General features: G+C 40.0%; 18 protein-coding genes and 1 pseudogene. 12 read left to right on the top strand and 7 right to left on the bottom strand.

Annotation, left to right across the window (positions count from 1 at the left end; translation table 11 throughout):
• The 3 genes from PHO71_RS22780 to PHO71_RS22770 form a co-directional block, all read right to left on the bottom strand.
• A partial coding sequence (locus PHO71_RS22780; protein WP_300207962.1) for an ABC transporter permease occupies positions 1–589 on the bottom strand: 589 nt, incomplete at its 3' end.
• Entirely contained in the window at positions 586–1,740 is a 1,155-nt protein-coding gene (locus tag PHO71_RS22775) for an efflux RND transporter periplasmic adaptor subunit (RefSeq protein WP_300207959.1), read from the bottom strand. The genes PHO71_RS22775 and PHO71_RS22780, both read right to left, overlap by 4 nt.
• Positions 1,737–2,342: a TetR/AcrR family transcriptional regulator gene (locus PHO71_RS22770; RefSeq protein ID WP_300207957.1), complete on the bottom strand. Its 606-nt coding sequence runs from the start codon at positions 2,340–2,342 to the stop codon at positions 1,737–1,739. Before PHO71_RS22770 ends, PHO71_RS22775 begins: the two co-directional genes overlap by 4 nt.
• 366 nt (positions 2,343–2,708) lie before the next feature.
• On the opposite strand from PHO71_RS22770, the gene PHO71_RS22765 reads away from it, so the two are divergent.
• Both PHO71_RS22765 and PHO71_RS22760 read left to right on the top strand, forming a co-directional pair.
• Positions 2,709–2,936, top strand: coding sequence for a type II toxin-antitoxin system ParD family antitoxin (locus PHO71_RS22765; RefSeq protein WP_300207953.1), 228 nt, complete (start codon positions 2,709–2,711; stop codon positions 2,934–2,936).
• Between the two features lie 8 nt (positions 2,937–2,944).
• A complete protein-coding gene (locus PHO71_RS22760) occupies positions 2,945–3,241 on the top strand; it encodes a type II toxin-antitoxin system RelE/ParE family toxin (RefSeq protein ID WP_300207950.1) in 297 nt (98 codons plus the stop codon).
• 138 nt (positions 3,242–3,379) lie between these two features.
• Here the strand turns inward: PHO71_RS22760 and PHO71_RS22755 are convergent, their stop codons facing one another.
• The gene (locus PHO71_RS22755; RefSeq protein ID WP_300207947.1) at positions 3,380–4,426 is read right to left on the bottom strand and encodes a Fic family protein; all 1,047 of its coding nucleotides are present in this window, start codon (positions 4,424–4,426) and stop codon (positions 3,380–3,382) included.
• 235 nt (positions 4,427–4,661) lie between these two features.
• Between PHO71_RS22755 and PHO71_RS22750 the strand changes: the two genes are divergently transcribed.
• The 4 genes from PHO71_RS22750 to PHO71_RS22735 all read left to right on the top strand — a co-directional run bounded on the left by PHO71_RS22750 (position 4,662) and on the right by PHO71_RS22735 (position 8,247).
• Entirely contained in the window at positions 4,662–5,318 is a 657-nt protein-coding gene (locus PHO71_RS22750) for a DUF6088 family protein (protein ID WP_300207944.1), read from the top strand.
• Entirely contained in the window at positions 5,293–5,787 is a 495-nt protein-coding gene (locus PHO71_RS22745) for a nucleotidyl transferase AbiEii/AbiGii toxin family protein (protein WP_300207941.1), read from the top strand. Before PHO71_RS22750 ends, PHO71_RS22745 begins: the two co-directional genes overlap by 26 nt.
• A gap of 276 nt (positions 5,788–6,063) precedes the next feature.
• Complete coding sequence (locus tag PHO71_RS22740; RefSeq protein WP_300207938.1) at positions 6,064–7,524, top strand: hypothetical protein; 1,461 nt, start codon at positions 6,064–6,066, stop codon at positions 7,522–7,524.
• 27 nt (positions 7,525–7,551) lie between these two features.
• Positions 7,552–8,247, top strand: coding sequence for a M15 family metallopeptidase (locus tag PHO71_RS22735; protein ID WP_300207935.1), 696 nt, complete (start codon positions 7,552–7,554; stop codon positions 8,245–8,247).
• Positions 8,248–8,259: 12 nt separating this feature from the next.
• Here the strand turns inward: PHO71_RS22735 and PHO71_RS22730 are convergent, their stop codons facing one another.
• The 3 genes from PHO71_RS22730 to PHO71_RS22720 form a co-directional block, all read right to left on the bottom strand.
• A complete protein-coding gene (locus PHO71_RS22730; RefSeq protein WP_300207933.1) occupies positions 8,260–10,416 on the bottom strand; it encodes a HisS family protein in 2,157 nt (718 codons plus the stop codon).
• Positions 10,417–10,450: 34 nt separating this feature from the next.
• Positions 10,451–10,891 carry a cupin domain-containing protein gene (locus PHO71_RS22725; RefSeq protein WP_300207930.1) on the bottom strand — a complete coding sequence of 147 codons (441 nt, stop codon included), beginning with the start codon at positions 10,889–10,891 and terminating at the stop codon, positions 10,451–10,453.
• Between the two features lie 95 nt (positions 10,892–10,986).
• Positions 10,987–11,895, bottom strand: coding sequence for a ketopantoate reductase family protein (locus tag PHO71_RS22720; protein ID WP_300207928.1), 909 nt, complete (start codon positions 11,893–11,895; stop codon positions 10,987–10,989).
• A 105-nt stretch (positions 11,896–12,000) separates the two neighbouring features.
• Here PHO71_RS22720 and asnB point away from each other — a divergent pair, with 105 nt between their 5' ends.
• From asnB to PHO71_RS22690, 6 genes and pseudogenes are all read left to right on the top strand, one after another.
• Positions 12,001–13,917, top strand: coding sequence for an asparagine synthase (glutamine-hydrolyzing) (gene asnB, locus PHO71_RS22715; protein WP_300207926.1), 1,917 nt, complete (start codon positions 12,001–12,003; stop codon positions 13,915–13,917).
• Between the two features lie 18 nt (positions 13,918–13,935).
• A complete protein-coding gene (locus PHO71_RS22710; RefSeq protein ID WP_300207924.1) occupies positions 13,936–14,853 on the top strand; it encodes an alpha/beta fold hydrolase in 918 nt (305 codons plus the stop codon).
• Between the two features lie 101 nt (positions 14,854–14,954).
• Positions 14,955–16,169, top strand: a complete 1,215-nt coding sequence (locus PHO71_RS22705; protein WP_300207922.1) for an ATP phosphoribosyltransferase regulatory subunit — start codon at positions 14,955–14,957, stop codon at positions 16,167–16,169.
• 71 nt (positions 16,170–16,240) lie between these two features.
• Positions 16,241–17,620 carry a histidine--tRNA ligase gene (hisS, locus tag PHO71_RS22700; RefSeq protein ID WP_300207919.1) on the top strand — a complete coding sequence of 460 codons (1,380 nt, stop codon included), beginning with the start codon at positions 16,241–16,243 and terminating at the stop codon, positions 17,618–17,620.
• Positions 17,617–18,537: a pantoate--beta-alanine ligase gene (locus tag PHO71_RS22695; protein WP_300207917.1), complete on the top strand. Its 921-nt coding sequence runs from the start codon at positions 17,617–17,619 to the stop codon at positions 18,535–18,537. The genes hisS and PHO71_RS22695 overlap by 4 nt, the downstream gene beginning before the upstream one ends.
• A 3-nt stretch (positions 18,538–18,540) precedes the next feature.
• A pseudogene (locus tag PHO71_RS22690) lies at positions 18,541–18,972 on the top strand (hypothetical protein); the annotation flags it as partial.

The following is an 18,972-nucleotide window of genomic DNA, read 5'->3' as shown; positions in this document are numbered from 1 at the left end:
CATTGTCTTTCAGAAATTGCGCCTCCTGCGCATCTTTGAGCGGGATAAAGATCATGGGATCGCCGCTAGAAGAGACCATGCGTCGCGTCAGCCCCACCACCTCATATTTGTTGCGGCGAATGACAATCTTGTCTCCTAAATGAAACCCTGTTTTGACATCGGCAACGGCCTCGTAATGAGATCGTGTTATATGTCTCCCCGCGATGAGGTAAGGGGGCCAGCCAGACGAGGTTGGTTCGGAATTTGCCATGATTCCAACAACCATCGCTCTTACATCTTGAGTTTCCTTTCTAACTTGCATGGTCAGATAGGTAACATTTGTGGCTTTGTTAACTCCGGGGATTAGCAGAATAGAGCGATAAATATCGTCATTGATGCTTGATGATTCCGCATAAGGACCTAGTGTATCTTTTTGTACAACCCACAAATCCGATCGACTGTTATCAAGCAAAGCCTTTCCATCATCGACCATGCCGCGATAAACTCCGGCCATAACAAGCGTAACACCGATCAGAAGGCCAAGCCCGATGCCAGTAAAGACGAATTTTCCCCAAGCATGAAGAATGTCACGGCCAGCAAGGCTAATCATGGTTCGGCCTTATGGATTTTATCAACTATACGGATGCGGCTTAGATGGGAGAGGAGTTTCTCGCTGTAGAGAATAATGTTCTCTCCTCCCTTCAGGCCGTTCTTAACCTGAACCTGTCCATCCAAATCTGCGCTTCCCAGAGTTACAGGAACAAAAGAAAGATTCACGTCTTTTATTTCCCAGACCCCTGTTTTTCCATTTACATTCTGGATAGAGGCATTCGGAATTGTTGGGGAAGGAGGAAGAGTGGGTAACTCTACGGTCACTTCGGCAAGCTCTCCTAATGGAGGGAGGGGATTGGGGATCGTGTCAAAGATGACCTTTGCCAAAGTTTCTTCAGTCACGGAATCCGCTTTTGGTTCGACATAGAGAATATGGCCGATGAGAGACTCCCCATTCCTTGAGCGAAGAACAATCTGTGCGGAGAGCCCCTTTTCTAGCCCCGAAGAACTGATCTGGTCAAATCTGGCGTTGATCCAGATTGATTTAGGATCAATGATTTCATAGATCGTCTGCCCCGCAACAACTGTTGTTCCGATTTCTGCATTTCTTAGAACAACAATACCATCGATCGGAGCTATCAATTGTGCGTTATCAAGCTGGTTTGCAATCGCATCATAATCTGATTTTGTTCGAGTGAGATCTTCCTTGGCGGCCATCCAAGCAGTTTCGGCCACTCGCAGTTCTTGACGCTTTGCATCAAGGAGAGATTTACTCACGGCTCCGGCAGGGAATAGTTTTTCTGCTCTTTTGGCCTCATCACGAGCGTAGCCATATGTTGCCTCGGACTGCTTTAGAAGGGCCTCGGCCCGCCTAATGTTTGCGGATTGAGATGATGAGCGGCTTTCGAGATCAACGGAATCCATTTCGCCAAGCAATTGCCCAGCTTGAACAGTATCTCCGACATCAACACTCAGATTCTTGATGCGCCCCGCCGTTGTCGGTCCTATTTTGTGGGAATACCGAGCCTCAACTGTTCCTATTCCAAACAAGGAGGGAGAAATCTCTTCGATATCAACTTTTATCGTTGTCACAGAAACTGGAGCAAGAGGGCCTGACCTGACTCCCACATAAACAAACGTCAAAACCAGCGGAAGCAAGACAAGTATGATTCCAATTTTTCTGCGTGTGATAGGAGAAAGTTTTTTCATGCTTTTACTGCGACTCCACGCTGATAGATTGCAAACAATGAAGGGCCAGCTACACGCATAGAACCCATATCACCGGATATAAGAGATTGCATGACAAGCCCTTGTACCATACCAATAAAAAGAACGGCGGCTGCTTCTGCATCAAGAGAAGGTGATATTTCACCCGATTTCTTTCCTTCCTCAATCACGGTACAAAGCCGCTCCCTATAGTTTTTAATGAGTGTCTGGGCCATGCGTTTGGCAGGCGTTGGTGCAGAGCGTTGAAGCTCACCAAACATCATGCGCGGCACCCCCGGATGGTCAGCAACGAATTCTATGTGGCTTAGAAACATTGCTTTCATAGATTCTATCGGGGAAGAAGCTCCCCTCGCAGCTCCCTCCAAGCGATCAAGCAAACGGATAGAAACCCACTCCATAACAGCCTGCCAGAGATCATCTTTCGTGGCGTAATGTCGAAACAAGGCTCCTTGCGTTACGCCCATATGCTTTGCAATGGCTGCGGTTGTTATCTCGCTAGGATTCTGCTGGCCCGCAAGCTCAATAACTGTCTCAATCGTTATGTTTTTGCGTTTTTCAGCTGAAAGTTTCTGGGGTGGTTCCATTTTGTCCGCCTATAATAGGTAGTAATTAGTTACTACCTATTATAGCAAGAATTGTTAGAAATAAGATACCTATTTCTACGGTAATCCCTGTGATTTGCAGAAATAATTGTCAGTAAATAACACAATTAAATGTCAGTAGAACTTAGAGAGCAAGACATCAAATGTGCTGATTTTCTACTCTCTTTAACAACTCGGCTTTCTTATAGTGACAATTATCTCCGAGAATCGCTGACAAATAAAGTCGTGAGTCACACCCCCCTACTAGGACTATTTTCCTTTATTATTCATAACATATATTATCCATTTTTGCTAAATATGGACATTTTGTCAATTTGCTGCTAAACTTGTAAAAAGAGGTATTAAGCCATGAATATTAGTTTGACTGAAAAACAGGAACAATACATTGCATCTCAGATCAAGACAGGCGACTTTCAGAATGCCAGTGAGTTGGTTCGTGATGCTTTGAGACTACACGAGGTCTATAGACACCGTGTCATAGAAGAGTTGCGTGCAGAAATCGCAAAAGGCTGGGATGGAGAAATAAGCAAACGCAGTGCACGTGACATTGCCAAAGCCAAAGCACGGAAAGAATAATTTCTGCCATGACAAAGGTGATATTATCCCAAGCTGCAGATGCAGACTTAGAGGATATATTTGATTTTACGCTGGAAAAATTTGGCCTGGATCAGGCCGTTTCTTACGTATCTGGTTTTGATAACACGTTTGAAATTATCTCTAGAAACCCAGAAATTGGTCGTGAACGTAAAGAAATCCGAGAGGAACTTCACAGCCTTGCCAAAGATAAGCATGTTATTTTTTATCGAATATTAAGCGACCATATTAGGATTGTGCGTATTCTGCATAGATCAATGGATTTTGTTCAACATTTATCATTATAAAAGTTGTAAGTCTCCTACTTGGATTCTTAATAATTTCCATAATTAGTATTATCACTTTGGAAGATTTTTATTATAAATCAATTACTTAAACATAACTTATTAATAAATTACTATGGCAATAAGAGCTACTGCCTTCTATTACCGGAAATAATTTTTAACGCTAAATTCTATTTGTTCAAAGAATATTTTCTTAAAAGCAGCAAGATTATTTTGTTCGTAAAACAAAAGCATGGCTTTTTTGTAATCAATTGAATCCACACTACGATATGATAAGGGGCAAATGCCTTCCGTAACAAGCAGTGCATTACTCACCATCCGACCCGTACGCTTATTTCCATCCTCAAAGGGCTGAATATATGAGATCAATATCACAGCAAGCAAGGCTTTTTCAAACCCGTTATCTTTCGCGTTAATGATTCTGCACATATGCTCTATCGCCTCTTTAATCTGATATTGATTATCAAGCGGTTTATATGCTGTTCCTGTGATGCCAACGGTACGAGAGCGAATATTGCGCCCAACATCTAGATCCTTGATAAGGAGTGCGTGGATCTCCTCCAGTAATCTCAAATTTAGCTTTTCTGCTATGCCCTTCTGAGCTAACAAATAGTCTAAAGCATATTTGTGATTGAGCAGCATGATTGCATCTTCTTTAGGCTTGCCCTTAGCCTCTTCTTTTTCCCGGAAGAGCCTCTCGGTTTCAAGGAGAGAGTATGTATTTCCTTCTATCTGGGAAGATTTCCAGCTCAATTCAATCGTTAAGCGTTCCAGCTCCTTTTGGAATAGGGCCGGAGGATAATCGGAGATATTATTTTGATATTCCTGTTTTAATACCTCAAGATGTTTTTTTTCTAAGGCAGTAAACAAATCAGTGCCGCCCAAAAGAGATATCACTTCCTGATTAAAATGTGTTTGCGCGTTGCGCGTATCAGGGTCTTGATCAAAATATCCAGATGAGTTGCTCAGAGGAGAAAAAACTTTATAGACAGGCGAAATTTTATAGAATGTAGCCCTCCCTTTACCCGTTCTTGTCAAACAATTCCCTACCATCAACGTGGTGAGTTCCCTGTTCAGGGTGGGTATACTGACATCTTCACCGAGGTCTTCTTTTATCTCCGAAATAGAGGCACCTCCTCTGGAGGCAACTATATTGATAATAGACTGCTGTCTTGATGTCACTTGCATGGCTCATTAATCCTCTCACGATCCCCTTTAAATCCTATCACAAACGATAGGATAAATGTTGAAAAATGATAGGATTCTTTGATAAAAATGAGAACAAAATGAGCAAATATTTTCATATGACTATATTATCACATCAAAACTTTCAAAAAGCACTCTTTTAATTTTATTTAATATAACACACTGTTATTAAATAATTTATCTAAATTTTTACTATATTTGACTGTCAGAAATATATATGTTATTATCTGACTATAAAGGTATAAAAATGACGACTATTTCAGACACCATTTTGAGGAGAATTCGCGCCAAACAGCGCGGCTGGGTTTTTACACCCAAAGACTTCCTTGATGTTGGCTCACGCGCGGCCGTCGATCAGACCCTATCGCGCTTAGTAAAGTCTGGCGTTATTCGTCGGCTGGATCGTGGTTTATTTGATTTCCCTAAAAAACATCCGGTTCTTGGCACACTTTCGCCCGCTGCTGATAAAGTCGCTCTGGCGATAAGCTCTAAAACTGGTGACAAGGCTATGCCCTCTGGCGCAACGGCCGCCAATATGTTGGGCTTAAGTACACAAGTTTCTGCAAAACCCGTCTTTGTGACCAATGGCAAATCAAGAAACAAGTCCCTAGCGGGCCGTATAATCACCTTGAAACACGCGAGAGTCCCAATAATAGACAATATTCCGGATACAGTTAATCTGGCACTTCAGGCTCTCTCCTATCTCGGTAAGGATGGAGTCGATCAACAGACCATTGTACAATGTGCGAGTCGTTTAGCAGATGCAGACGTAAAACATCTTACAAAGGCCTCTCATCAGGTTCCTGGGTGGATAGCTGATATTATTTTACAAATAAAGATGGCCAAATATGGACAAATTCGCGCAACTACCTAATCAGGAACGCCATGACATCCTGCAAGAAGCAGCTTCCCAGAGAGGCTTAACTAATATTATTCTTGAGAAGGATTTTTGGGTCTGTTGGACACTAAAACGGCTTTTCCTATCGCCTACTTTATCTCCCTATCTGACATTTAAAGGTGGGACATCTCTCTCTAAAGCCTATGGCCTTATTGAGCGATTTTCCGAGGACATTGATCTAACCATATCTCGTGATGCCCCGTTTCTCAAAGAGGGGCTAAGCCCTATGGAGGCTGAAATATCAGGCAAAGAGAGAGAACGACGTATTGAAACTCTAAGCACGAACGCCAAGGCTTTTGTGAGCGAAATTGCACTCAAAGACCTGAGTTCACAGATAGCAGACCACCTCACCTCAGTCCTAGGACACAGGACAATCGATATGTTTATTAAAATTAAAAACTGCGGCGGTAATCACCTATATTTTCAAAAACGGCAATATCTCTAAGCTTAACTGCTCCAGTCAGAGAAATTTAGAAGCATAACGGGTTTTGACACCCTCTTTATTTTGAGTTACTTTGTTAATACAAAAACACAGCGATTAAGAAATAAATGCGAAAAGGTTTGGAAAAAAACACTTCATTTTTTAGAGGAAATTTTTCTTCCAAATTATTTTAATGTGTGTTGTATTATTAGAAATAATCGAATGCCCATTAAGAACCCGCCTAGGATACGGCAACGCAGTTCGAAGCGCTAACATCTGAGATACAATGAGTTTATGAGCATGAATAAAGAGCTACAGCCTTCAGTGAAAGTTCGCAGAATTGAAACTAGTGCCGAATTAAAAAATGTTCTAGAGTCTGGGTTGAATGATTTATATCAAAGAGTATTTGCAGCCCCACCTTATAATGAAAAATTTACTACTGACGAAGTCATAGATATATTTTTATCCTATTTTGAAAGTGGCGGAATAATATTTGTTGCTAAGGATGATACAGATAAGCCAGTGGCATTTGTAACCGCAGTTCCTCTTAAGTCGGAATTTAACGTGGCAGCCCTTGTGAGTAAAAATATTGATATAAATTGTTCATCATACTTTGCCGAAGATGGTGTTGCTGAAAATCTTCGTAAAAATGGGATCTCGGCGAGAATGAAAGCGATTTTACTTTCAGCTTGTCAACAAGAGGGATATGAGTCTCTTATTCTAAGGACAAGTGTCTACAACTATAAACAAATTAGCGCTGTAAATAAGGCTGGCGGCGTTGTTATTGCTGGTTTATTCCAGAATGTTAGCGGCCCAAGAGCGGATGGAACTATGACCCAAGATACACGATCATTTTATAAGTTTGACCTAGATGCAAACACAGCTTCGAATAAGACTGTACTGGAGAGAGTAACTATAGTACGCCCAGGTGGAAACGATACTGCTATCGTATGGGATGACATCCCGCGCGAAGAACAAGGCACTTTATCTAAAAGAATTCAAAGTACTTATCCTGGAATTGAACAAGTCATGTTTGTTGAACGTGGCCAAAATGGTCTTGTTCGTGGTCAAATGGCCGGAGGTGAGTTCTGCGGAAACGCAACAAGATCATTAGGATATCTTGTCAGAGAAGGACGAGATGGACAAGCCTTTTTGGAAATTTCTGGCGCATCACAACCTATGTCCGTCGTTGTTGAAAGTGGAATGGCCCAAACCTCTTTGCCCGTGAAAGAGGATTTAAATTCTGCACAGCCTTCAGGAGATGACTACATTGTTCATCTTGATGGTATATCTTTCATTATAACTGCCAAAGATAGTGTACTAGGCGCAACAATCTTGTCTCAACAAGATACTGAACAGCAAAAAGCAATGGCTTTGAATGCTCTTCGGGAAAAAGGCCTATCTGATAGATATCCAGCATCCGGAGTGATGATCATCGATAGACAATCGGAAAATTCATTTAAAGTTGAGCCATTTGTATATGTAAGAGATACAGGGACTCTTTATTATGAAACTGGTTGCGGTAGCGGATCAACTTCTATTGGTATAATGGTTGCAAAAGAATCTGGTTCATCTGTTAAAAACCTTAAAATCACTCAACCTAGCGGAATGGATCTATTGGTTTCGATTAATCGTGATGAAGAGAAATTTGAGAGCGCCACAGTGAACGGGCCTATCGAAATATTATTTGATGGCCGTATGCATATAGCCTCGCCTGAGGTCGCTCTAACAACTGCAGCTCCACAAGCAGCAATCGCTTAAGCTCATTTTTGAAAGTATCGTAATATAATGACCAAAGATGAACTCTTCGTTCTTTTAGAAGAAAAATTTTTAACATACAAAGACCTCAAATCTACTCCCGTTGCAGAAAATCATGAGCCTATGGTTTCACTTAAAAAGAGTGGGGTGAAATTTACCCTACTCGATGGACTTATCCCTCCTTCAACGGGCGATGATATCTTTGTACGGGCTGGTGTCTCCGAAAAATTAAAAAAAGCTCAGTTAATGATTGCGGACCTAATAGATGGTTGTGTTTTAGATATCGTATACGGATACAGATCACTCGCTGTCCAAAAAAATAGCTACGAAGAATTTAGACATATTATTAGTAACCAACCTAATCCTCCGACCTCTGAAGATGAATTGAACGAAGCCATTCACCGTTTGGTTGCTGTTCCTGAAGTAGCTGGGCATCCTACCGGAGGCGCCGTTGATGTGAGAATTATCGACAAAGATGGTAAAGAATTAGATATGGGTACCCCAGCACATAATTTCGAGAAAGAAAGCTATACTTTTAATCCTTTCCTTTCAAAGCAAGTTTGGGATAACAGACAAAAGCTAAGACAAACCATGCTTGGCTTGGGCTTTGCTCCATTTGACGGAGAGTGGTGGCACTTTTCTTATGGTGATAGAGAATGGGCTACTTACTATAAAAAACCATACGCAATATATGACCAAATTGATTTGGACAGTGTGCTAAAATAATAAAATAGCCATTTATTTTGGAACCCAATCATTTGATGGGACTAATCTTCTAGCCATGTCAGCCATATTAATAACTTCGAGTTGCCCAACATCAGTAATAATAGCAACATTCGGAATATTCTTGGCTCTTGCATAATGCAGTTTATCTTCTAATGATCCCGCACCATAGGCTATTTCAATAGAACTTCCTGTAGCTCTTAAGTTATGAGCAATCATTTCAGCGTGCATAGCATATGCATTACTATTGTAAACAATAAGTGCCTTTGTCGGTGTGGCAGACATTAATGGTAATCTTTTGGAGTCACGCATCAAATCAATAGCACGGGTTACCTCAAATGAGGCACCCACTCCTGGGCGACTTTCTTTCATAAAATGCCCGACTAGATTATCGTATCGGCCTCCAACAATAATAGGAGGATAAGTTGGGCTATCTTTACAACGTCCTTCATAAACAGTTCCGGTATAATAATTCATATCGCGTACAACTGACATATCTGCCTGAACCGTACCTGTTTGAATGTCTTGTAGCCTATCCATTACCAACATCAATTCTTCGATTCCATCCTCAAGCAGTTTGTTTGGCTTAGCCAGACGCAATACTTCGTCAGCAAATGAGGAGGTTGAGGATTTAATCATGGCAAAATCTAAACAGCGAGTTGCCAAAACCTTATCAGTCTTAAACAAGTTATATAATTGCGCTTGGATTCCTTGCCATCCCAGGATGTCCCTTTTTTCAATGACTCTTATGATTTTTTCAGTTAATTCATCATCGAACCCAAGAGAAGAAAAGAAACCTTTCGTAATTTTACGATTGCTAATTCCTAATTCAATTGAACCAATACCCAGTTCATTAGCCACATCACACATAATACGCGGGAATTCTGCATCATATTCTATTGGAACATAACCATCACCAACAACATCGATATCGGCTTGAATAAATTCTCTATATTGCCCACGTGTTATTTCTTGGTTTCTCCATACCGGCCCTATTCTTGCGGTTTTAAAAGGAAGAATAATCGCAGCGCTGCCAGAGTTTTCCGCCATATATCTTGCGAGAGGAACAGTATGATCATACCTTAAACCATATAATTCTTCTTTTGTACCATTTCCTGATGCTGCACCTGAGAAAGATTTTTGGATTGCGAATATCTGGCTAGGTTTCCTATCACCTTCTTCTAATCTTAAAACATGCAACTCCTCTACTGCCTTTGTTTTAATACGAGGATAACCATATAATTCAAAGACACCCTGTATTTTTGCGATCCATTGTCTTTCTACTGCTTCTATTTCAGGAGAATAATCGGAAAATCCAGCGCTCGCTGTAGGTTTATAATATCTGCGATTTGGTTCATCTTGTCTTTTAAGCAGACTAGGGACAATCGGGGTTCCATCTGGTAAGCGACGTGTTGTTAAGAATACATCATAAGCGACATGTTTTGCACCGCCTGATGTTTCCTTTTTTCTTTCAGGAACATATTTGGCAATAATATTCCGAGTATCTTCGATAGTTTTCCCAGGGAAGATAATAAATGTCCCGCCATGAAAAAGTTGATCACTCTCAGCAGGGCCATCAAAAAGTCCTTCTCCTCCTAAATATACAGCTGAAGATATTTCATCTTTATAGAGAAATCTTCCAAAATATTGATCCTCTACATCCTCAAAAGCATCATATTTTGCCCCGAGTGTCTTTTTCGTTTCATTCCAACGATCCCCTATACCCGTAGCTAAATATATCTGCTCTAAAGCATCTTCAATCGATTGTGGGGAGCAGCCTTCTATATTGGCGCCTAAGGATCTAATGATTTCTTTTATTTTTCTAGATTTTGATTCACTTGGAGACATAAACAAAATACAGCCGGTGCCGTCAATCTTAACACCCTGTGCTGTATTATCCTTATGGTTTTTGAAATAAAAACGATAGTCCTTACGCCCTGTACTTGGGTCAATAAATATACTTCCATCCTTTTCAGTTTTGGGGGCTATGCAAGGATGAAGAACCAAGGGTTCTCCATCAGCATTCAACATGTTAGGAATAGGCCATGAAAATCGTGCTGATGTTTCAATGTCTCTATTATAAGTTACTTCAAATAGAAAATCAGGATTTAAATCCTCAACCGTCCAACGCTGAACCACTTCGCAGCTTCCCCCCAAGCTTTTATTACTCAAATAGAATTACATCCCCTACAAAAACGTATGTAAATTATTTTTTATTATGATAGACAGGCTCCATGCGCTCTACACTATCTAAAGCTCTATGATCATTTCCTACAGCAATCAGGATGAGTTCCGTGGTTGCTTTAATCGCATGATCAACCATGCTTGGCACTAAATAACAAACACCCGGCTCTAAAGCATAATCAACACCATCATACTCTACAAAACCTGTACCCTTAATCGCAAAAAGAATATGAGCTCCTTCATGAGTATGGTTCATTACGCCTTGGCCAGCTGGAAATCTAATAACGTCAGCACCGAATTTATCAATCTTAACCAAAGGAGAACCTGTCCCATCACTATTACACATTTTTATGGGTCTGACCCCTGATGGTACGGACAACACTTCGTTTTCAAGCATATCCGCCCAACGTGTAATTTGTATTGGGGGAACTTCTTGTCCAACTTTAATCTTCAGAACGCTCATAGATTTCTCCGCTAATGATGATTTGTAGGAATATATAACATAATCAAAAGAAATCTGTCAAACAACTACTTTATATTAAATAGAAAGAATATTACTTAAGCTACATTGCTCTCTCGAATAGATTTAACTAATGACAATGTCATGGGAGTTAAAAAATTGACCTTTTTCGCCCTCAAGATTAAATCTTCTGAAAGCCATGGCAATTCGATTTTTCGGCCTTTCAAAAGATCATCTAGCATAGAGCTGCGGGAAGTATACGCTAGCTTTTTTGCATTTTCTAAATGTATGTGAAGCAAATCATTTGGTAGATCAGGTTGATATATTCTCGCAACCCCCACAGATTCTTTCATAGCTTCACAAAAGCTATTCCATTGTAATGGATTGTCTCGAATTGATCCAATACTCGACTGGAATGCACTTGTCACGCTGCTGAGGGCACAAATGAAAGAAAATTTTTCCCATAAATTTACATGAATATTTTCACTCACTTGAGTATTAATTCCAGACTCCTTAAAAGCCACAGCAAAGAAATTTACCTTCTCTGTTATACCATTATTTGAACCAAATTGGATAAGTGGCTTACCACCACATTGTCGTACAACACCTGGATCTTCTAGAGTGAGCGTCGCATATGTAAGTCCCGGAAGTATTAAATTATCAGGAAAAGAATGGGCGGCTGCCTCATGCGCCCATAAGCCATTTTGCAAAGTTAATATCGCAGCATTCTCGCCTATTCTGTGACATATCTCTAAGGCATTCTCTAGGTCATAGTTTTTAACAGTTACAAGAGCAATATCCGGGAGAAAGCTATCAGGGACTCTTTCCGATACCTCAACGTGGTTTAACTCAAAACCGTCTATATCGCTTACAATACGTATTCCTTTAGACTGTAAAGCTACTAGATTATTGCCTCTTGCAATAAAATGCACATGGTGTCCAGCTTTTGATAGAAGAGAGCCGTAATAAGCTCCTAGCGCCCCTGCCCCAACAACTAATACTCTCATTTTAACCCCCTAAAATTATTTTCTTCTATTTCTAACAAATCAAGTATATTGTGAACCCATTACTTAAACATTACATAATGATTATGCAAGTTAGTTAAACTTATCATGTGCGGTATTACGTTTCTTATTAACCGGGACAACCAACCCATAGAAGTTTCTGTAATATCCCATATTACAAATGGTCTGAAACATCGCGGGCCTGATCATCAGGATACATGGACGCATAATAACGTAGGACTTGGTCATACGCGTCTTGCTATTATTGATCCCGAAGGTGGCCAACAACCACTCTTCAATGAGACCAAAGATATTGTCGTCATTTTTAATGGTGAAATATACAATCATAAATTCTTACGAACAACTCTTGAGAATAAAGGGCATATTCTAGGGAATAAATCTGATGGCGCCGTAATCCCTCATTTATTCGAAGAATATGGTGCTGACTGTTTCCTAAAGCTTGATGGAATGTTCTCGATTATTCTTTATGATTTACGCCACAATAAAATTTATATTGTTCGGGATCGTCTGGGTATTAAACCTCTAGTCACATATATCGATGAAAATATTTTTATTGGCGGATCTGAAATCAGGGCTTTGCTCAGACATCCTAAAGTACCTCGTCAAATTAATCGTCAATCTATTGCCGACTTTCTGACATTTGGTTATCCGATGGAGCCCGATACAGTTTTAAAAAATATATATTCATTTAAACCTGGTGAAATTGGTATTTATGATTTAGCCAACCATAAGCTTTCTTGCTCTCCTTATTGGAAGCCATCGTTCCCTAAACATAATGAGTATAGCAGCTATAGTGGAAAGCAAATAAGAGAAGAATTTGAAAGTTTATTTCTCGACGTCATAGGAACACATATTGATGCAGACGTTCCGGTGGCTTGCTATATTAGTGGTGGAATTGACTCCTCTGCAGTTACGGCCGCAATTGCTTTGCGCCGGCCTGATTTAAAAGCATTCTCATTGAGTTTCTCCCAAGCAAAATTTGATGAGATGAGATATGCGACTGAAGTCACAGAAAAATCGAACGTGCAGCTTCATAAAGTCCAAGCCGATAATATCACATTAGAAAATTTATATGATGCCGTTATTCGCGTCGAACAGCCTCAGATTTTTACATTAGACGTAGCCAATCAATTACTCTCTTCGACAACTAGCAAAACGGGTTTTAAGGTAGTTTTAACTGGGGATGGTGCTGACGAAATGCTCGGAGGATATGATCATTTTATGGCTGATGCTTGGCGAAGAAGGATTGCGCATATTCCTGGAACAGGATGGATATTCAACAAAATTTTATCTAATCTTGGCTACCCAAAAGATTTTCATACTCATTATAAAAAAGTAATGATTGATGAAAAATCAAAGCCTATTGGTTTATTTGGGTTTATTCCACCTTGGTATGCTATATGGCGACTTAACCAAAACATCTCATTTCCTCTTCTAAAGTATCCAGGTAGGGATCCTTTAGATAAAGATGGCCCCATTGCCAATATTTGCGCACACGCTCAAGAACACATAAAAAATATCGCACCTCTTAACAAAGCTATTTATTTAGAAATGCACACACGTCTTCCATCTTGGACCTTATGGAAGGCAGACCGCAATCCGATGGTTAATAGTTTGGAGGCTCGTCTCCCATATTTAGATAACAGACTGATTGATTTTTTCTTAAAGATTCCTCCACATTTTAAAATGAATCTGCATAAAGAAAAATATATCCTTCGTGAAGGATTCCGAAATTTATTGCCGAAATCCATTCTTAAAAGAAGAAAATATGCCTTTAATACGCCGATTAATAAATTTTTACTCAGCCCTGAAAAACTTGACCAGTGGCTGGGTCATGACGCATTAATAAAGACTGATATTTTTAGAGAAGATGCGGTACTGGCATTATTGAACAAGATAAAAACTCCTGAGCCATCCGAACCATTTAAACATGCTTTAGAGGTTCAAACTTTGATCGGGGTTTTAACGACGCAAATGTTATTGCTACATTATGAAGCAACTTAATAGAAAGCAGATAAATAGATGACAAATCATATCAATGATGGTTTTTTAGAAGAACAAGATGGGCATACCGTTTATTGGCGCACTTTTGGTAATCCAAATGGCAAGCCTCTGCTTTTCTTTCATGGCGGACCAGGGGGGGGATTTAATGAGGATTATCTCCACTTATTTGATTTAACAAAAATCAATTTTATCACATTTGATCAGAGAGGGACAGGTCGCTCTGAACCATTTGGATCTATTGAAAAAAATACAACAATAGATATTCTGCGCGATGCTGAGCGCCTGAGAAAACATTTGCAATTAGAGAAATGGATCGTTGCGGGACACTCATGGGGAGGCACTCTTTCACTTCAATATGCACGACTTTTCCCTGATAAATGTGAAAAAGTATTTGTATCGGCATATTTTGGTGGACACCCAGAAAATCAAGATTGGGCATATGGCGGCGTTCGTATCTTTATACCTGAGGAAATTGCTGCATTTGAGAATTTACGCCCTCAGCATGAACAAAAACCAGTTTCCACATGGATTCTTGATACACTCAATGATCCCAATGCAGATGTAGATGTGTTAACAGAAATTGTTTATCGATTTAATTGTGTAGCGGCAAAAATAACCCGCCTCTCTCCGGTTGCTGTTAATCGTGCTGCGATTGGGCCAAAAGAAATTGCGAAAGCAAAAATATTTTTTCATTATGTTGTTGGAGACTTTTTTATATCGCCTCCGCTATCGCTTGTGGAGGGCTTCGAAAAAGTAACAATACCTATTGAAGCATTACATGGCTTTTTAGATCTTGATGCTCCACCGCTACAAATCATAGAAATGCAGAAACACATTCCTCAATTAAAAATAACCCAAGTAGCGGGCGGGCATAACTTAATGGAAGAGCCTATGCAAAGCGCTTATAGAGCTTTATTAAGGCAGCTTATTCCTTAAATATTATAAAACTCTAATTATCACAAATAAATTGCAATCTAATTGATTGTATGCTAATTACATAACAAAACAAATTGAATGCCTATTTTTTTGGATGCAACATGTCAACAAATGATGAATATTTAAGACTTCCCAGAGGCTTCTTTGATCGCGATGAAGAATGGGTGCAATTCAAAAGACAAGTTTTATCAACACATACCACCGTCGGATCATCCATCGGAGCAAACCTCTTAGAATTATCGCCATTAGGCTTTCGCGATACTTTTACTAAAGCGTCCAATAATGCTGGCGATAAAGTATTTGATTTCGCCGACAAAGCCGGACGTCAGTTATTTTTGGCATGCGATTCAACACCAGCTGTACTTCGAAATTATTGCAATAGCAATCAGCAAGGGAAAGCGACACGCGTGGGGTTTGTAGCCCCTTTATTCCGTTACAGAGATGGCCCTACTCGTCACTTTAGCCAGATTGGTTATGCGGCAATTAATGAAGCATTGCCAACAAATGCTGTCGACTTTTCTCTTCTGCAATTGGTTGGAGCAATGACTAATCTTTGCAAAAAATCAAATCTGACGATTCAAGTCTTCATCAATGATTTTAAGGCATTGCGCACTATGCTAAATGATGGAGGCATTTCAAACGAAGAAATGCCTGATTTTCTGCATAGCCTGCAATTTTCAACGCTTGAGCAACGTGCAGATTTATTAAAGGAACGGATTTCAAATCCGCATGTCCTGCCTGATTTATTAGATGTTCTAACATTACAAAGATTAGGACAAGCCCCTTATCAACATATTCATGAAATGGCACTCGCTATTAAAAGATATACAGGTGCGGATGTTATTATTGATACAACTAACCTTCATAGTGTTGAGACAGTCAGCGGATATGCAGTACGCTTCTTGACACAAGAGGGAATCCATTTAGGCGATGGCGGACAATATAATAATTTTGGCCAGGCTTTTGACTCTCGTATTCAAACTCTACGTAGCGTGGCTACAGGTGTTGAGGCTATTTCTCAAAACATACCTATTCCATCATTGCCCAGTCCTGAGAATAAAATAATGGTTCTTAATTTAGGAGCCTCCGACCATTTTGTTACACAAGCTTTACAACATCTTGGAGAAAAGGGATTCTCTGTTGTATATGGAGGCATTCCTGCCAACCTTGCTAAAGCAATTAAAAAGGTTGCGAGCGAAGGCTATACTCACTTGACAATACTAGGTGATACAGAGGAAAAAAGTTCAGAAATATATGTAAAAGAACTATCTCAACGTATAACGCAGACCATGGGATTACCTAGCCAGAAGCCTTAAATTTATAAAATACTTGTAAGAAAAATAAAAATATCTAATGTCTAAAAACGATAGAAAGTAAGAGAGAGAAAATGTCAAAAGTTCCAAAACCTGTTAGCGGTTTCCCTGAATGGCTTCCTGAAGCACGCCGTGTCGAGCTTCAATGGATAGATATTATGCGTCGTACATTCGAAAGTTATGGTTATGCCTCCATCGAACCAGCTTCTGTAGAAGAAGTAAGTGTTATTCAAGCTAAAGGGGATGATGCAGATAAAGAAATTTATGCACTGAGAAGATTAAGTGGTGAGCAAACTGCAGATGAGCCACGCCTTGCGCTACATTTTGACTTAACAGTACCTATGGCACGTTATGTTGCACAAAATTTTTCTGCACTTCAATTTCCATTTAAACGCTTCCAACTTCAAAAAGCGTGGCGTGGCGAACGTCCTCAAGAAGGCCGTTATCGTGAATTTACTCAAGCAGATATTGACGTCATTGATCAAGGATCCGTGTCCTTCCACTTTGATGCAGAAATGCCGCGTATTGTTCACAAGATACTTCAGACCATCGGCATCGATAATGTTCATACAAACGTCAATAATCGTAAAATCATTCAGGGCTATTACGAAGGTCTAGGAATTGCCGACCCTATGAAGGCTATTCAAATCATTGATAAAATCGACAAAATTGGTCCATCTGGTGTGCAGCAAATGTTAATGTCTCAAATGGGACTTACTGAAGATGTAGCTCAAAAATGTTTGCAATTGGCCCAGATTCGTTCTGAAGATACTGGCTTTATTGATCAAATCCGCGCACTGGGAGTGTCCAGCGCCTTATTAGATCAAGGTATAGAAGAGTTAAAATACGTCATGGATCGCTTATCAGACCTTCCTAAAGGTTCGGTTATTGCAAATATGTCTATTGCACGTGGTCTCAATTACTATACAGGCACAGTTTATGAAGGGAAATTGGGAGACTACCCAGACTTCCCTACTATCTTTGCCGGTGGTCGCTATGAGAATTTGGTTGGTACTTACCTCAATAGAAGCTTGCCAGGTGTAGGTATTTCAATTGGCCTTACACGGATCTTCGGCAAATTGTTAAAAGAAGGTAGGATTAAACTCGGTGAGAAAAGCCCAACTCACGTTGTAATTATTAATACACCAGAATCTGATCAAAATGAGCTGATGCGTAAAGCCGAGCTTATGCGTAAGAATAGTGTGAATGTTGAAGTTTTCCACGAACCGGAAACAAAAACCAGCAATCAGATCAGATATGCGACCCGTAAAGGAATCCCATATATCATGTTTGCCTCAGAAGGTGCTGATGAGATTAAAAATCTCGAAACAGGTGAACAGACTGCTGTTGATGTAGCATCATGGCAACCTGACAGACATAATACATATCAATCACGTATTGAGCCATCTCAACGCTGTTCAGTATTACCATTAGCTGTACCGGGCCCTAAATGACCAAAGGTTATACACGCTGGAACTCTCTTTCTGAAGCGAGCGCGGGATTAAATGCTCTGCGAGCTTCAGGTAAGACCATCGGCTCTATACATTCTTTGGGTGCTCTGCATGAGGGGCATGGAAAAGTCATTCAAATAGCAGCGAAAGAAAATGACTGTGTTGTAGTCAGTGTTTACCCAAACGCTGCTCAGTTAGCGCCAGGCTCCGTCTATCAATATGATGCAGAAGCAGATTGTGATTTAGCACATAAATTTGGAGCAACACATTTAATATGCCCTGATACATCAGAAATGTATCCCTCTGAATATCGTACATTTTTTGATCAAGGTGATTATTATAAACGCCTTGATGGAACTGTTGTTCCTTATCTTTTCCGTGGAATGATAACAATGTCTACACGTTGGATCATTTTCACAAGACCCACGCGAACATATTGGGGGCTGAAAGATATAGGACAAACAATATTGGTCAACCGAGCGGTTAAAGACCTCTTGATTGATACAGAGGTACGCGAAGTACCCTGCGTAAGATATAAAAGTGGCATTGCGATTTCATCCCGTCTCATGAATCAACCAGAAGCAAAAATTTTGGAATTTCAAAGAGTATATGAAGCATTAGAAGTAGGTAGAAAAGCCATTGCGGGTGGATTAGCTAATTCTGAGAAGATTATTCAAATCATGCATGACCATCTCAATCCATCTGCAATGAAATACTTTTCATTAAAGTATATCAAAATAGCGAAGCCTCTCGATTTTGAAGAGCCTACCGAAATAGACATTCCATTAATCATGCATATCGTTGTGAGCGATGGGCCTAAGAATTATTTTGAAGGCCATTACCTCAGATCACAAACAGATCTGATGAATGCTCCAGAGACCATTTGGCTTGATGACTATTATCCACCATTTAAGGAATAATAAATGCAACGTCGTAAAATATTGCTTTATGGTTCAGGGAATGGGCGAGAGCACGCTACTTTACGAGCATTAAAATTTGATCACAATACTGACGTAGATGTTCGCTGCTTAGTCCATGGTACCAATGCTTTAATGCTCAGAGAACCAGAAGTTTACAGTATCAAATCACGAAATGATGCCCTATCTTTTGCGGAAGAGTTTCAACCCGATAATGTTTTAATTCTAAGCCCGACTGAATTGATTGCAGGAGATGCCGATTTCTTTTCACAGAATGGCTACAACGTATTTGGAGCTTCTCAAAAAGCCTCGCTCATCGAGCATAGTAAAGTTTTCTCTAAAAAGTTTATGATGAAGTATCATATTCCAACTCCGGATTATTATGCTGCGCAGAATCTTGTAGATGCAGAAACTTATCTTATTGAGAACTGGAGTCTG

Source organism: Bacteroides sp. (genome assembly GCF_028690125.1).
Taxonomy (GTDB): Bacteria; Bacteroidota; Bacteroidia; order Bacteroidales; family Bacteroidaceae; genus Bacteroides.
This window is presented reverse-complemented; position numbering and strand designations above follow the sequence as displayed.

What these genes read in the sequence shown, in the direction of transcription:
- PHO71_RS22775 (WP_300207959.1), bottom strand. Translation starts at nt 1,740, where the DNA reads ATGAAAAAACTTTCTCCTATCACACGCAGAAAAATTGGAATCATACTT.
- PHO71_RS22770 (WP_300207957.1), bottom strand. Translation starts at nt 2,342, where the DNA reads ATGGAACCACCCCAGAAACTTTCAGCTGAAAAACGCAAAAACATAACG.
- PHO71_RS22765 (WP_300207953.1), top strand. Translation starts at nt 2,709, where the DNA reads ATGAATATTAGTTTGACTGAAAAACAGGAACAATACATTGCATCTCAG.
- PHO71_RS22760 (WP_300207950.1), top strand. Translation starts at nt 2,945, where the DNA reads ATGACAAAGGTGATATTATCCCAAGCTGCAGATGCAGACTTAGAGGAT.
- PHO71_RS22755 (WP_300207947.1), bottom strand. Translation starts at nt 4,426, where the DNA reads ATGCAAGTGACATCAAGACAGCAGTCTATTATCAATATAGTTGCCTCC.
- PHO71_RS22750 (WP_300207944.1), top strand. Translation starts at nt 4,662, where the DNA reads ATGTTATTATCTGACTATAAAGGTATAAAAATGACGACTATTTCAGAC.
- PHO71_RS22745 (WP_300207941.1), top strand. Translation starts at nt 5,293, where the DNA reads ATGGACAAATTCGCGCAACTACCTAATCAGGAACGCCATGACATCCTG.
- PHO71_RS22740 (WP_300207938.1), top strand. Translation starts at nt 6,064, where the DNA reads ATGAATAAAGAGCTACAGCCTTCAGTGAAAGTTCGCAGAATTGAAACT.
- PHO71_RS22735 (WP_300207935.1), top strand. Translation starts at nt 7,552, where the DNA reads ATGACCAAAGATGAACTCTTCGTTCTTTTAGAAGAAAAATTTTTAACA.
- PHO71_RS22725 (WP_300207930.1), bottom strand. Translation starts at nt 10,891, where the DNA reads ATGAGCGTTCTGAAGATTAAAGTTGGACAAGAAGTTCCCCCAATACAA.
- PHO71_RS22720 (WP_300207928.1), bottom strand. Translation starts at nt 11,895, where the DNA reads ATGAGAGTATTAGTTGTTGGGGCAGGGGCGCTAGGAGCTTATTACGGC.
- asnB (WP_300207926.1), top strand. Translation starts at nt 12,001, where the DNA reads ATGTGCGGTATTACGTTTCTTATTAACCGGGACAACCAACCCATAGAA.
- PHO71_RS22710 (WP_300207924.1), top strand. Translation starts at nt 13,936, where the DNA reads ATGACAAATCATATCAATGATGGTTTTTTAGAAGAACAAGATGGGCAT.
- PHO71_RS22705 (WP_300207922.1), top strand. Translation starts at nt 14,955, where the DNA reads ATGTCAACAAATGATGAATATTTAAGACTTCCCAGAGGCTTCTTTGAT.
- hisS (WP_300207919.1), top strand. Translation starts at nt 16,241, where the DNA reads ATGTCAAAAGTTCCAAAACCTGTTAGCGGTTTCCCTGAATGGCTTCCT.
- PHO71_RS22695 (WP_300207917.1), top strand. Translation starts at nt 17,617, where the DNA reads ATGACCAAAGGTTATACACGCTGGAACTCTCTTTCTGAAGCGAGCGCG.